The organism is Paraclostridium sp. AKS73 (assembly GCF_025671395.1).
GTDB classification, from domain to species: domain Bacteria; phylum Bacillota; class Clostridia; order Peptostreptococcales; family Peptostreptococcaceae; genus Paraclostridium; species Paraclostridium benzoelyticum.
The window spans coordinates 1-14477 of the sequence record NZ_JAIXHU010000028.1; the positions used below are offsets into that span (position 1 = coordinate 1).

Genomic DNA, 14477 nt, shown 5'->3' on the forward strand with positions numbered 1-14477 from the left:
TTTCAAATTTTGAACAATAGTATTTTTTTTTAGAATATATATTTTTTTATTGAAGAAAATAATATATAAGAAAAATTTTAGGAGGATTACAATGAAGAACACTACATCTAGATTAATATCAATTTTTATTGCTACTATTATGTTGCTAACAATAACATCTTCAACAATATATGGAGTTGATAAAACTTATAAAACTTCTTCAGCGCCACCTCAAATAAGTAAGGAACTAAAAGGGAAAGAAGAATTAATAAAATATTTTAACGAAATAAAAAGAATAAGAAATAATATGAATACGATAAGTATTAATGCCGAAACAGCTAAGCAAAAATCAGATACTATACAAAAACAAATCACATCATATTCATCAGAACTAAAGACAGTTTTAAACCTTTTAACTAGATTTAAAGTTATATATAAAGATTCACCATCTGATTTATTTGTGGCTAATCAAATTGAAATAATTGCATTTATACTAGATTCATCATTGCAGCAACAAGCGCTTCTAGTAAATAGGTTAGCTCAAGGAGAAGCTACTGACTTGTTTTTCTCTGAGTACTTAGTAAGTATATACTATTATTTAAATATAGCGGACGAAATGATTAGTTATCTTGAAAGATTTTATAGTATTAAATAAATAAAAAATCTAACTTTTTAAGTTAGATTTTTATTGATAATATCGATAGCTATGTTTTGATGTATCGATATTATCAATTTGTAGAAAATTAACATCTATTGTAATATGAATATGTAATATTTAAATAGATAAAGAGGTATGGCTATGGAATATAAAATTAATAAAGATCAAATGACGCCGAAAGAAAGAATGGAAGCTTTCTCTAAGGGAGAGCCAATGGATAGAATTTTATGTTCACCTTTTTTAGGTGAAAGTGTATCATCTATATTTGGGCATACAATATATGAATATAATCACTCAGTAGATGCACTTGTAGATGTAGCAGTAGGAAGCTATGAATTATTTAGACCAGATAGTATAGGTTTTGGGCCAGGATTACAAGGTATACCAGAGGCTATGGGAAGTGAAGTTACATTTCCAACACATAATACACCTTATATAAGTAAATCTGCTATAAATGATTATAGTGAAATAGGAAAATTAAAGCCTATAGATCCTTATAAAGATGGAAGAATAAGATATTTTTTAGAAGCTTTAAAAATAACTCAAGATAAATTAAGTTCAGTAGTTGGAGTTGGGACTTCTGTTGGAGGACCATTTACGACAGCTTCCTTTTTAAGAGGAACAGATAAATTCTTGAGAGATTTAACTAAAAACAAAGATCAAGCTCATGAATTATTAGAGCTTTCAACACAGAGTGTTATAAATTATATAGATGCAGCTTGTGACATTGGGCTTGCACCAAGCTTAGCAGAGCCAAATGCATCATGCACTATGATAAGCGAGAAAAACTTTGTAGAATTTGCAAAACCGTACTTAAAAAGATGTATGGATAGAATTATTGAAAGAACTGGAAGTGGAACAACTTTACATATATGTGGAAAAACTAAAAAAGTATGGGGACATATGGTAGATATCGGAATATCTAACTTAAGTTTAGATAATGTAGATGATATTGGAGAATTAAAAGAGGCTTATGGAGATAAGGTTTGCTTAATAGGTAATGTCGATCCTGTTGAAACTATAATGAGAGGTAGCATAGAGGATATATATAATGAAGCTAGAGAATGTATAAAAAAAGCTCATGATAGTAAATGTGGATTCATATTAAGTACAGGGTGTGATGTGCCAATAGGAACTGATCCTAAAAAAATTATAGCATTAATGGATGCTGCTAGAATATTTGGAGCATACCCAATTAATATAAAAAATTTATAGGGGGAATATAAACATGGAAAACTTAAAAGAATCTTTATTAAATAAATTAGCTTCATGCGTACTTGAAATGGAAGATGAAGAAGTCATAGATGTAGCGAATGAATATATAGAAAATGATTTTGATGCGTATGAAGGTATATCCAAAGGGCTAGCATCAGGTATGGAAGAGGCAGGAAAATTATATGAAGAAGAAGAGTATTATATACCTGAACTACTTTTATGTTCAGATGCAATGTATGAAGGGATTAATATATTAAAACCACGTTTACAAAAACATCAAACAGGAGAACATTACAGAGCTGTAGTAGGTGTTGTAGAAGGGGATACTCATGATATAGGAAAGAACTTATTTAAAATAATGTTAGAAACTTCAGGATTCGAAGTTTTTGATTTAGGAAGAGACGTTCCTCCTATAGATTTTATAAACAAAGCAAAAGAAATTAATGCTGATGTAGTAGGAATGTCTACTCTTATGACAACTACAATGGATAATATGCAGGTAGTAATAGACTTATTAAAAAAAGAGAATATGCGTGATGATGTAGTTGTTATGGTAGGCGGAGGACCTATATCACAAAGCTTTGCAGACCAAATTGGAGCAGATGGTTATGCTCATGAAGCTTCAAAGGCGGTAAAACTTGCAAAAGATTTAGTAGATAAAAAAAGAGCCACAGTCAAAGAGGTGGTATAAAATGAATCAAAAAGAACGACTGTTTAAAGTTTTAAAAAAAGAAAGTGTAGATAGACCCCCATGTATATGCCCTGGGGGGATGATGAATATGATAATTGAAGATGTCATGGATATAGAGGGAGTAAAATGGCCAGAAGCTCACTTAAACCCACAAATGATGGCAGATTTAACACAAGGTATGCATAAAAATAAAGCTTTTGAAAACTTTGGAGTTCCTTTTTGCATGACAGTAGAAGCTGAGGGCATGGGAGCTACTGTATATATGGGAACTAAAAATACAGAACCTAGAGTAACTGAATATCCGATTATATCTAGTGAGGAATATAAAAAATTAAAAAATATAAATGTTGATGAAGGTCGAGCAAAGGTAGTTATAGATGCTATTAAGATATTAAAAGAAAGAAATGAAGATGTTCCAATAATTGCAAATTTAACAGGACCAGTTAGTTTAGCATCATCATTACTAGAACCTATGATATTTTTTAAAGAAATAAGAAAAAAACCTGAAATGATTCATGAACTTATGAACTTAGTAACTGATAATCTTATAGTTTTCGGAAAAGCTCAGCTTGAAGCAGGTGCGGATATCTTAACAATATCAGACCCTAGTGGTACAGGTGAAATATTAGGTGCTAAAAACTTTAATGAATTTGCAGTTCCGTATTTAAATAGAATAATAGATGAATTAAAAGAATATGCAAATGGGGGAACTATAATACATATATGTGGAAGGTTAAAAAGCATATATAAAGAATTAAACTCACTACATAGTGATGCAATTAGTTTTGACTCAATAACTAGTGTTAAACAAGTTATTGAAAATGTATCGAATAAAGCTATTATGGGAAATGTAAGTACTTTTGCACTTGAAAATAGTGATACAGAAAGTTTAAAAACTATGTGTAACTCATGTTTAAAAAATGGAGTAGATATAATATCTCCAGCTTGTGGCATAGGAGTAAGAACTAAATTAGATAATATACAAGTTCTATTAGAATGTACAAAAAATTATAGCAGATAAAGAGGGATTTTATGAGTCTTTTATATGATGGGGACAAAAGTTATAAATTTGAAGTCGGGAGAAATCTTTTAGATATAATACAAAGTAATAACTTAGGTATGGAAAGTCCTTGTGGTGGAAAAGGGATATGTGGAAAGTGTAAAGTTAAAGTTTTAAGCGGAGATATTAATCCTTTAACTAATGAAGAATTAAAGTTTTTATCTAGAGATGAGATTGAGAATAAAGTAAGACTAAGCTGTTTAGTTTATCCTGAAGGGGATATATGCATAGAATTTTTAGATAAAAAAATATAAATCATAAGATATTATCAGATGGCTATATGCCAAACTTTGAAAAACAACCACTACTTAGAAAAGAAGTATATGATATAGAAAAACCTACGCTAGATAATAACATACCTTATGAAGAAATACTTGAAAAACAGTTTAAGTGCAATTTTAAAGATGATTACTATTTATTGAAAGACATTCCTAATATATTTGAATGCGAAAAATGTACAGGGGTGTATATAGATGAGAAATTAATAGGAATAGAAGAAAATGATACACAGGACAAACTATATTCAGTTGCTATAGATATTGGAACAACAACTGTAGTTTGTTCATTAATTGATATTAAAAATAAATGTGAAATAAGTTCTGAAAGTGAAATAAATCCACAAAAAGAATACGGTCTAGATGTTTTATCACGTATTCATTTTATTAAGAATAAAGAAAATGGATTAGAAATTTTACATAAATTAATTATAAATTGTATAAATGATTTAATAAAAAAATTATGTAATAAAAATTCTATAAATGTATCTAATATATATGAAGTTTCAATAGCTGCAAATACAACTATGATGCATGTATTATTAAATATTAACCCTATGTCTATAGGAAAATCTCCATATTCACCTACTTTTGTGAAAAGTAAAAATGTTAGGGCTAAAGACTTAGGTATAGAAATATCTAAGTTTGGAAGTGTGTATTTACTTCCAGGCGTATCTAGTTATATAGGGGCTGATATTGTAGCGGGTGTATGTGTTAGTAACTTAAAAGAGACAGATAAAAATGTATTATTTATAGATATAGGTACGAATGGAGAAATGGTCTTATCTAAAAAAGGTGAGTTAGTATCTTGTTCATGTGCAGCAGGACCTGCATTAGAGGGTATGAATATAAGCTGTGGAATGAGGGCTGGAGATGGGGCTATTGAAAATATCAAAATTGAAAATCAAATAAATATCAATACTATAGGAAATCAGAAACCTGTAGGAATATGTGGAAGCGGAATTGTTGATGCAATTAGTGAATTAGCAAGATTAAAACTTATAGGAAAGACAGGGCGTATAGTAAAAAAAGATGCTGCAAAAGATAATAAAAAAATAAGTCACTTAAGTGATTACATAGCAGATGAAAATAAAAAGAGACGATTTATAATATCTAAAGGTGATAAAGAAATATCTATAACTCAAGAAGATATAAGACAAGTGCAACTTGCAAAAGGAGCTATTTTATCAGGAATTTATGCATTAGCAGATCAAGTTAACATGGATATAAATGAGTTAGATAAAGTAATAATAGCTGGACAATTTGGGAAGCATCTAAGCATAGAAAGTTTAGTTGGGGTTGGTATAATACCAAAAGAGCTTAAAGATAAGATAATATATATAGGAAACTCCTCTAAAACAGGAGCTATTATGAGTTTATTATCTAAGAATATTAGAAAAAATATGGATTTTATAGCAAGTGATATAAATTATTTCGAATTATCTACAAAAGAAGGATATGAAAGATTATTTACAGACTGCTTAAAATTTTAAAAGGTGATTAAATGATAAAAATAGATATAGTCTCTGGATTCTTAGGTTCTGGAAAAACTACGCTTATAAAAAAATACTAAATGATAATAAGAATGAAAAAGTTGTAGTTTTAGAAAATGAGTTTGGACAAATAGGAATAGATGGAGAACTTATAAAAAAGATGGACTAGAAGTTATAGAACTTCAAAATGGATGTATATGCTGTAGTATAAAATTAAATTTTAAAAACACTATAGAGGAAATTATAGAAAAACTTAGTCCTGATAGAATAGTAATAGAGCCAACTGGAGTAGGTTTACTCAGTGAAATATTAGTAATGCTTAATGATAAAAAGCTTAAAAAATATTTAAAATTAAATTCTATAATTACTGTGGTAGATGGAGTTAATTATTTCGATTATATAGATAATTTTGGTGAATTTTATGAAGACCAAATAAAAAATGCTAAGACAATAACAATAAGTAAATCTCAACTTATAGATAATGAAAATTTAAATATGGTAATTAATTCATTGAAAAATATAAATGAAAACTCATACATAATTTATGAAGAATGGGATAGTGAAGAATTTTATAAAGTAATTAAAAATATTAATGAGTTAGCTAATTTTAGCGATGAAGATATAAAAAAATAAAACTAAAAGATAATAAGTAGAAAGCAATGAAAGAAATCTCATCTATAGCTTTAATGCCTATTAAAACATACTCTACAAAAGATATAGAAAAAATCTTTGAAACTTTAGAAACAGAGTCATTAGGTAAAATAATAAGATGTAAAGGTTTTGTAAATAGTGGAAATAGTCTATTGGAGTTCAATTATGTAAATGGTAAATATGACATTAAAAAAGTTGCTTAAAAATTTGTCCTAAACTTTGTATAATAGGAACAGAGTTAAAGTTTGAAGAATTAAAAAAGACTTTTATATAGGGGGAAATATGGAAAAATTAGATTTTAAATGTGATCAGATAGATAATGAAAATATACCACTAGAGATAATACAGGGTTCTAATTTAAGTTTTCCTAATTTACATAAGAATGCAAATGATATGGCATACATATCGAAAAGTTTAAAAGATTATAGAAAAGATAGTATTTGCAAGTTGCCATTTTGTACTACAGTAGAGGCTGAAGCTTTTGGTGCAAATATAAACTTAGGAGATGAAAAAAACTGTCCTAGGTCAAGAGATTATGCATTTTCTAGTTTAGAAGAATTATCTAAATTAGATAATATAGATTTTGACAATGGAAGGATAAAAGAAGTATTAGAATCAATAAGTATACTAAGTTCAAAAAATGAAATAGTAACTTTGAATGTTTGCGGACCTATGACAATTATATCTTTACTTGTAGACTTAAAGTATTTTTATAAAGGGGTTAGAAAGAACCTTGAGTGTATAGACAAGTTAATGAATATTATTGAGGATAATATAGTTAATTATATAGTTAAAGGATATGAAAAAGGAGCTAAGATAATATCCTATAGTGACCCAGTAGGAGATATAAATATTGTTGGCCCAAAAGTATATGAAGAAGTAGTTAGTAAAACAACTATCAATATATTAGAAAGAGCTTCGACATGTATTGGCGAAGGGGTAATACACATATGTGGAAAGACGTCTTCAGCGCTTTTTAATCTAAAGAAATGTAAATTTACAAAAGTTGAATATGAAAGTTGCTTAACTTACGGAGAAGCTATCTGCAATATTATAGAAAGTAAAAAAGTTAAAATTATAGGTAATAATTGTATGAAAAGAACTCAATATAATTTGAAAAATTCACAAATTTTTATAATCGATATTAATTAAAAAAGAAACTACCATTAAATTTTATTAAAATTTAATGGTAGTTTCTTTTTTAATTTTCATATGCTAATTTTGAAAAGCTTTGAGTAATTAACATATTAGTTAAAACTAGTTCTCGTAAGTTATATCTATCAATTTGCAGATTACCCATATTAATTAGTGACAAAACTATCATTACATACAAATATACACATATAATATTTTGATAAAAGAATTTGTTGAGGAGGGATTTTTATATATTGTAAAGCTATTTTAGAATATGATGAATGCATTATTAACATATATGAGAAAGTTGAAACTATATCAAAATTTTTAGGAAAAGACGAAAACATAAAAAAATATGTAAAATCAAAGTATAAAATAAGTAAAAAAATTCTATTGAATGTGTTAAATCTATATTAATAAGTATAGAAAAATCCAATAGGGATTGGAATGTAACCAATTTAGAAAAAGAAATTCAATATATATTAAATAAATGTGAAACTTTAAACATCCCAGTAATAATAGATTTAAAAGAAGTAGAAAGCTACATAGGAGAACTTAGTAGATTGAAGCAAAAATATAAGCATAATTTTTATTTGAAAAAAGCAGTTAAATTAAAAGAAGATGAAGAATACTCTAAATGTGAATTAAACATAAAAAAAGGTGTGAAAAAATTATATATAGATATAATAGACTCACAAGATATATGTATATACATATATAACCAGTATAATAATTTCTTGGGACCATTAGATTTTGATTCAATAGGAAATACCTTTGATTTAGAAAATACAAGCATAGACATAAGTTCTAAAAATGAAAAATCCTTAACTATAAAAATGACATCAAAAAAATCAATAAACGAAGGAACATGGAGTTTATATTTTAAAAAATTAAATGTAAAAGAAAAAAATTAGAAGTTTATGTTACAACAGGAACGAACTGTGAAATAAAAAATGTGTTACTAAAAGATGGTAATAAATCGTTAGTTATTGCCAAAAATTCAAATAATGTGAGACAGTTGCATCATAGTAAAGTTAATGAAGATATAGATTATGATAGATATATACCCTCCTTTTATATTCATTTTAATGAAGACATATATGAAGATCTAGATAAATTAAATGGAATGGTTAAACTTTATAAGATACATAAGAATTTTGGAATTATATATTTAGATAAAAATAATATAGATCAGAGTTCATATATTTATGGATTAAAATCAATAATTTCAATTGAGAGACATATAAAGATGACTCAATTAGCTAAAATTAACTTAAGTACAGAAAATGGGATAACTGCAACAGAGGAAATAGGAGCAAATTATTTTAAAACAAATCCTAATATAGATATAAGTGGTAGTAAAGTTTTAATTTGCATTGCAAATTCAGGGATTGATTACTTGCATCCTGATTTTATATATCCGGATGGAACTTCAAAGATTCGCTACTTATGGGATCAGACAAAAGATGAAAATCCTCCTGATGGATTTATTATAGGAACTGAATATACTAGAGAGGATTTAAACAAGGCAATACAAGAAAATAATAAAAATCTGTCTATAGACGAGGAAGGCATAGGAACGGCATTAAGTGGAATATGTAGTGGATTAGGACGTGTAGATAATGAATACTCAGGAGTTGCAGAAAGTAGTGAGCTAATAGTAGTTAAACTAAAAAATAATGATTTATCAATAATTCCATGCTAAGTGCGGCATTAGAATATGCATATGAAAAAGCAAAAAAGAAAATTTGCCATTGATTAACAATATAACATTAGGAAGTAATCAGTCTGTGTCTAGTGGAATAAGTACTATTGAGAACGATAAATTTTTTGAATATGGATTTTGTAATATTGTAGCTGCAGGAAATGAAGGAAAAGGAGATCACCATGCAACAGGATTGATAAATTTTGAGGGGGAAGTAAAAGATATAAAAATTGAAGTACATGAAGATGAGGAAGAGATTGAAGTAGATTTATGGATGAATAAACCAGATAAATTAAACGTAATAATAGTATCTCCAACTGGAGAAGAAAGTAAACTGTCATATGTATCAAACTACAGTATAATGGAAGGATTATTTGACCTAGAGAGAACTATGTATAGAATTTACACAATATATCCTTTACCATATGGAGGACAGCAACAAACGGCAATTAAACTAACAAATGTAAAAAAAGGAATTTGGACAATTAGATTAATTGGTCAGTATATAACAAATGGAATTTATAATTTATACCTTCCAAATAATGGTTTAACCAAGTCTGTTGTTAAGTTTAGTTTAAATAACCCTAAATACACAATAAGTTTTCCAGGAGGGTATAGAGACATGATAACGGTAGGAACATATGATAGTGTAAATAAAAGTATTTGGTCTGAATCTTCAAGAGGACCTGTAATAGGAGTTATAGGGAAAATGATTAAGCCGGATATAGTAGCTCCAGGGGTTAATATAATAGCTGCATATCCTGGGGAAAAGTATTGTACTATTACAGGGAGTTCTGTATCAGCATCGTATGTAGCCGGAGGAGTTGCATTAGTTATGCAATATACATTTTCAGACAGGTATTACAAAAGTAAAGCGGTCGTTCAAAAGATAAGAACATTTTTAAGAGGTGGAGCAAAGAGAAGTGATCAATTAGTATACCCAAATGAAATTTATGGTTATGGAATTTTAGATATAAAAGGTGCATTTGATCAATTAAAATAATTTTTTGGAAGGATATTAATTATGAAATCATATATTATTACTTATAATGGAGAAATATATGAACTCAAAGATGAGTTAGAAAAGTATAATATTAACCAGTATGCTATTTTGAATGAAAAGCTGGTCACTATATATGTAGAAGAATCTTTTGATGAGCGAATTTTAAATAAACTTGAGTTTGCATATGATTGGATGTTATCTATTCCTGTAAGTTCCCTTATAGAAATTGGTGATAATAATTATAATAAGGGTTCAAGAGTAAGAGAAGTAGCAGATATAGATTATATAGACCGAAATCCATACATATGTACATTTGGTGATGGTAATGTAATTGCTATTATTGACTCTGGAATAGATTATTTACATCCTGACTTTATCAATGAAGATGGAAGTAGCAAAATTATAGCTATATGGGATCAAGAAAGTGACAAAGGTAATTCACCAGAAAACTTAAACTTTGGAAGCGAATTTAGTAGGGAGGAAATAAATGAATATATAAAAATTAATAGCTACGAGTTGACTAAGGACGTACAAGGAACAGGAACTATAGCTGCAGGAATAGCATGTGGAAATGGAAGGTTAAACTCACTATATAAAGGAATAGCACCAAAAAGTGAATTACTTATTGTAAAATTAAGAGCTATTAAAGATGTATATAAAAAGGGAACAATAGGATATGAGCTAAGTGATTTTTTAGCAGGAATTAGTTATGTAGTAAGCTTTATAAAAAAATATAATAAAAATTTCATATTTAATTTAACTTTAGCAGAGAGAAGTGAATCAATTATTTTAACTAATTTTTTAGATACTTTTAGTGAACTTAAAAGAGCTGGAAATATAGTAGTTAGTGGAATGGGAAATGAAGGTAATACAGATATTCATTGTAGTGGGAAATTTACTAGCATGGATGAAATAGAAGATGTAATTATACAAATAGGAAATCAGGAAAATTTAGATATTTCAATAAGCTGTATTGGCCCAGATAAAATTTCAGCAACTCTAATATCACCATCTGGAGAATATAGTTATCCTATTCAATATTCTCCAGATGGAAATATGTATAATGGGACATTTAACATTGAAAATACTAAATATTCATTTCGGTATATATATCCATGGATAAAATCAGGAACAGCAGAAATTTTAATTAAATTAAAAAATGTAAAACCTGGAATGTGGACACTTAGATTACAGCCTGAATTTATTATAACTGGAGAGTATGATGTTTACTTGCCTAATAAAAATTTAATAGATAAAGATACTAGATTTGTAAATTCAAATTATTTTTCTACTACTAATATTTTTGCTGCTACAGAGAATAGCATATCTATAGGGGGATTTAATAATGAAATTGATAGTATGTGGCTAGGATCATCAATAGGAACATTAAATCAAGTACCATTAAAACCTGATATAGTTGCTCCATGTATAAATATAGTAGGACCTTATAAAGATAGGTCCTACGCAAAAGCTAGTGGAACTGGAGTAAGTAGTTCTATTGTAACTGGAGTTGTATCTATACTAGTAGATTTTTTGGTATCTCAAAGTAATTTGAATCAAAGACTAATATACACCGATATAATAAAGACATATTTAATGATAGGAGCTGATAGATTTATATATAAGTATCCTAATATAAGAATGGGTTATGGAGTTTTAAACTTAAGAAACACTATACAGCAAATATCTCAAAATTTAAGATAAAAGAAAGGATAATATGGAAATAAAAAGAAAGATATCAAAACTTAAAACAAATTAGCATTATAACATTAATTTTTTTTATAGTTATTATGAGTTGGATAATGTATTTAATGAATAATAAAAAATATAGAAAAATTGATGGTGATTCTAATATTATAGATAAAATTAACGAAATGACATTAGATGAAAAAATTGGGCAAATGGTATTGAGTGGATTCGATGGAACTGACTTTAATGATGAATTAAATACATTAATAAATGATTTAAAAGTAGGTGGGATAATACTTTTCTCAAGGAATATAGAGAACTCTAAACAATTAAAAAAATTAAATTTAGATATTGAAGAAGCAAATAAAAATATACCTCTATTCATCTCAATTGATGAAGAAGGAGGGAGAGTAAATAGATTATCTAAAAATATAAAAAAAATTTGAAAGTGCTAAATCAATTGGAGATAAGGGAGATGCAAAGCATGCATATGAAAATGGAAAAGAGATAGGAAAAACTCTAAAGGAGCATAAAATAAATATGAATTTTGCACCCGTATTAGATATCTATAGTAATTCTAAAAATACGGTTATAGGAGATAGAGCGTTTGGGGATAATGAAAAAATTGTAGAAACTATGGGAATAGCTACAATGAAAGGGTTAAAAGACGAGAATGTAATACCTGTAATAAAGCATTTCCCAGGACATGGAGACACTGAAGTAGATTCACATATAGGATTACCTATAGTTAAGAAAAATATAAATCAATTATATGAGTTTGAGTTTGTACCTTTTATAAAGGCCATAAAAAGTGGAGCTGATGTAGTAATGGTTTCTCATATATTAATGAAGCAAATTGATGATAAAAATCCAGCCACTTTATCTCATAATTTAATAACTGGTATATTGAGAAATGATATGGAATTTTCGAATGTTATAATTACAGATGATATGTTTATGAAAGCTATAACTAATCAGTTATCAGTTGAAGAAGCAAGTGCAAAGTCTATAAAAGCGGGAAGCGATATAATTTTAATAGGAAGTGATGTAAATAAAACTAAGTTAGTTATAGAAAAATAAAATTAGCTGTGGAAAGAAATGAAATTTCGGAAAAAAGAATAAATGAAAGTATATATAGAATTTTGAAATTAAAAGAAAAATTGTAAAATAATAAAAATAGCCTCATTTTAATTTTAAATGAGGCTATTTTTTATTAATTTATAACACTTATTTTAGTTATTGGATATATAGTTATGTTAGAATCATTATTATTTACAATTGCTATCCCTTTTCCAACATAATCAACAGTTCCATTAATTTGTTCATATGATTTTGATAGGTGGTCAATACTGATTAATTCAAAACCTGATAAAACATTTGAAACCTCTTTATTAAAAGTAAGGTCTTCTACAACATAATGTTTATTTTTTTTAACATCTATTTTATCAACAGCAGTATTGTATTTAACATCAGTAATATTGGATATGTCAGTTTTATCTATCTTATTTAAACTACTTATTGATTCAAAACCTTCTTTACAAACAGCTTTAGTGCTTTCTGGAGAATTAGTTATATTTTTAATTAGTTGTTTTTTATTTTTATTGAGGAGTTAAGAGAAGCTATATTCTTTTCATTATATTCAGTTATTTTTGTATTATAGTTTACATCTATATCTTTTATAACAGGTGTATAATTTTTAGATATACTAGAAATTGAACTATTTAATTGAGAATCTACATTTATATTTCCCAGTAAGTTACTAACATTCTCATCTATTACTGTTAATTTTTTTAGATTTATCTTTAGAGGTTCAAAGGTTCCATCATCTAACACGACTCCTATATATCTTTCTCCTGTAGGATCAATCATAAGCGGTTTTCCATCTAATTCAGATTTATTTACACCTTTATTGATAGGAGCGAAATCTAAAACTTCTATAGTATTAGATTTAATTATTTGAGTACTTTCATCTATATTAGACAGTGTGTTTTTTAGGGTAAATACATCAATATCAGATAAACAATCAATAGTGGATTTATTTACTTTATCTACAGCAGAAGTAGAACTAGGGTTTATAGAGACTTTATAATTTGATATATCTAAATCTGTTAAGACATCTATGGAATCAGTATATATAGGTTTTGAAACTTCTATTTCGTTTGATTTATCTGTAAGGACTAATTTTTTTTCAGTTTCAATATTTGAAACTACACTAGAATTTAACTTTTCAATATGGCTTACTACATCTATATTATTTACATCTATATTAAAATCATTTAGTGTATTTTCTTTTGTTATATCTAAATATGTAGATTCATTTAAAACGTTATCATGAATTTCTTTTGTATCTAAAGTATGACTAGTCTTTAAAGGAGTATTAAAACTTACTGTTTTTATATTTTCTATATTTTCATTTATGTAGTCTTGTATATTAGAATAGCCATTAAATTGATTAAAACTATTAATTTCGTTTGAATTAGAGAATGAATTAAAGTTATAAGATATATTGTCAAAAGCAACTAAATTTTCTAGTTTTTTTAGTAATAAAGACTTAAATTTACTAGAAGGTATATTTTGTGTAAGAACTCTAACTTTAGTTATATTACTTAAGTTTATAGCTGTATTTTTATAAATAATTACATCATTATTTATTAAAATTGTATTATCTTTAGAATTTGATATTAACATGTCAATAATTGAGCCGTCATCAGTTGTAATAGAAATAGGTACAGAGAAATATTTTTCATCACCAACTATGTATGACAAATCCTCAATTAAAATAATTGTATCTATAAGAGTTTGTATGGCAGTTTTTTGATCACACATAAAAAGCCTCCTCAAAAATAAATAGTATATATTATTTTTATGTCCATTAAAATAAATTTATTACAAACTCTAGTAAAGACCTAATCATAGGTCTTTAC

16 protein-coding genes and 1 pseudogene are annotated in these 14477 nt (G+C 27.2%); 16 read left to right on the forward strand and 1 reads right to left on the reverse strand.

Annotation, left to right across the window (positions count from 1 at the left end; all coding sequences use genetic code 11):
* Positions 1-91 precede the first annotated feature (91 nt).
* The 16 genes and pseudogenes from LEQ07_RS14015 to LEQ07_RS14080 all read left to right on the forward strand — a co-directional run bounded on the left by LEQ07_RS14015 (position 92) and on the right by LEQ07_RS14080 (position 12633).
* On the forward strand, positions 92-634 hold the full coding sequence (locus tag LEQ07_RS14015; RefSeq protein WP_046822970.1) for a hypothetical protein: 543 nt from the start codon (positions 92-94) through the stop codon (positions 632-634).
* Between the two features lie 144 nt (positions 635-778).
* Positions 779-1852, forward strand: a complete 1074-nt coding sequence (locus LEQ07_RS14020) for a uroporphyrinogen decarboxylase family protein (RefSeq protein WP_046822971.1) — start codon at positions 779-781, stop codon at positions 1850-1852.
* Between the two features lie 13 nt (positions 1853-1865).
* The gene (locus LEQ07_RS14025; protein ID WP_046822972.1) at positions 1866-2543 is read left to right on the forward strand and encodes a corrinoid protein; all 678 of its coding nucleotides are present in this window, start codon (positions 1866-1868) and stop codon (positions 2541-2543) included.
* 1 nt (position 2544) lies between these two features.
* Positions 2545-3564, forward strand: coding sequence for a methylcobamide:CoM methyltransferase MtbA (locus LEQ07_RS14030; protein WP_046822973.1), 1020 nt, complete (start codon positions 2545-2547; stop codon positions 3562-3564).
* An 11-nt stretch (positions 3565-3575) separates the two neighbouring features.
* A complete protein-coding gene (locus tag LEQ07_RS20210) occupies positions 3576-3857 on the forward strand; it encodes a 2Fe-2S iron-sulfur cluster-binding protein (protein ID WP_317852086.1) in 282 nt (93 codons plus the stop codon).
* A 26-nt stretch (positions 3858-3883) separates the two neighbouring features.
* On the forward strand, positions 3884-5371 hold the full coding sequence (locus LEQ07_RS14035; RefSeq protein ID WP_317852087.1) for an ASKHA domain-containing protein: 1488 nt from the start codon (positions 3884-3886) through the stop codon (positions 5369-5371).
* Positions 5372-5382: 11 nt separating this feature from the next.
* Positions 5383-5451: a GTP-binding protein gene (locus LEQ07_RS23105; RefSeq protein WP_442952427.1), complete on the forward strand. Its 69-nt coding sequence runs from the start codon at positions 5383-5385 to the stop codon at positions 5449-5451.
* An 85-nt stretch (positions 5452-5536) separates the two neighbouring features.
* A pseudogene (locus tag LEQ07_RS14040) lies at positions 5537-6004 on the forward strand (GTP-binding protein); the annotation flags it as partial.
* Positions 6005-6030: 26 nt separating this feature from the next.
* Positions 6031-6225 carry a GTP-binding protein gene (locus LEQ07_RS14045; RefSeq protein WP_263331156.1) on the forward strand — a complete coding sequence of 65 codons (195 nt, stop codon included), beginning with the start codon at positions 6031-6033 and terminating at the stop codon, positions 6223-6225.
* A 79-nt stretch (positions 6226-6304) separates the two neighbouring features.
* Positions 6305-7174, forward strand: a complete 870-nt coding sequence (locus tag LEQ07_RS14050) for a uroporphyrinogen decarboxylase family protein (protein ID WP_263331157.1) — start codon at positions 6305-6307, stop codon at positions 7172-7174.
* A 545-nt stretch (positions 7175-7719) separates the two neighbouring features.
* Positions 7720-8070 carry a hypothetical protein gene (locus LEQ07_RS14055; RefSeq protein WP_263331158.1) on the forward strand — a complete coding sequence of 117 codons (351 nt, stop codon included), beginning with the start codon at positions 7720-7722 and terminating at the stop codon, positions 8068-8070.
* Positions 8071-8111: 41 nt separating this feature from the next.
* Complete coding sequence (locus tag LEQ07_RS14060; protein ID WP_263331159.1) at positions 8112-8861, forward strand: S8 family serine peptidase; 750 nt, start codon at positions 8112-8114, stop codon at positions 8859-8861.
* A 49-nt stretch (positions 8862-8910) separates the two neighbouring features.
* Positions 8911-9864, forward strand: coding sequence for a S8 family serine peptidase (locus tag LEQ07_RS14065; protein WP_263331160.1), 954 nt, complete (start codon positions 8911-8913; stop codon positions 9862-9864).
* A gap of 21 nt (positions 9865-9885) precedes the next feature.
* The gene (gene cspC, locus LEQ07_RS14070; protein ID WP_263331161.1) at positions 9886-11568 is read left to right on the forward strand and encodes a bile acid germinant receptor pseudoprotease CspC; all 1683 of its coding nucleotides are present in this window, start codon (positions 9886-9888) and stop codon (positions 11566-11568) included.
* 86 nt (positions 11569-11654) lie between these two features.
* Positions 11655-11999, forward strand: coding sequence for a glycoside hydrolase family 3 N-terminal domain-containing protein (locus LEQ07_RS14075; RefSeq protein ID WP_263331162.1), 345 nt, complete (start codon positions 11655-11657; stop codon positions 11997-11999).
* A gap of 13 nt (positions 12000-12012) precedes the next feature.
* On the forward strand, positions 12013-12633 hold the full coding sequence (locus tag LEQ07_RS14080) for a glycoside hydrolase family 3 N-terminal domain-containing protein (protein WP_263331182.1): 621 nt from the start codon (positions 12013-12015) through the stop codon (positions 12631-12633).
* A 501-nt stretch (positions 12634-13134) separates the two neighbouring features.
* On the opposite strand, the gene LEQ07_RS14085 is transcribed toward LEQ07_RS14080, so the two are convergent.
* Positions 13135-14379: a hypothetical protein gene (locus LEQ07_RS14085; RefSeq protein WP_263331163.1), complete on the reverse strand. Its 1245-nt coding sequence runs from the start codon at positions 14377-14379 to the stop codon at positions 13135-13137.
* Positions 14380-14477: the final 98 nt, after the last annotated feature.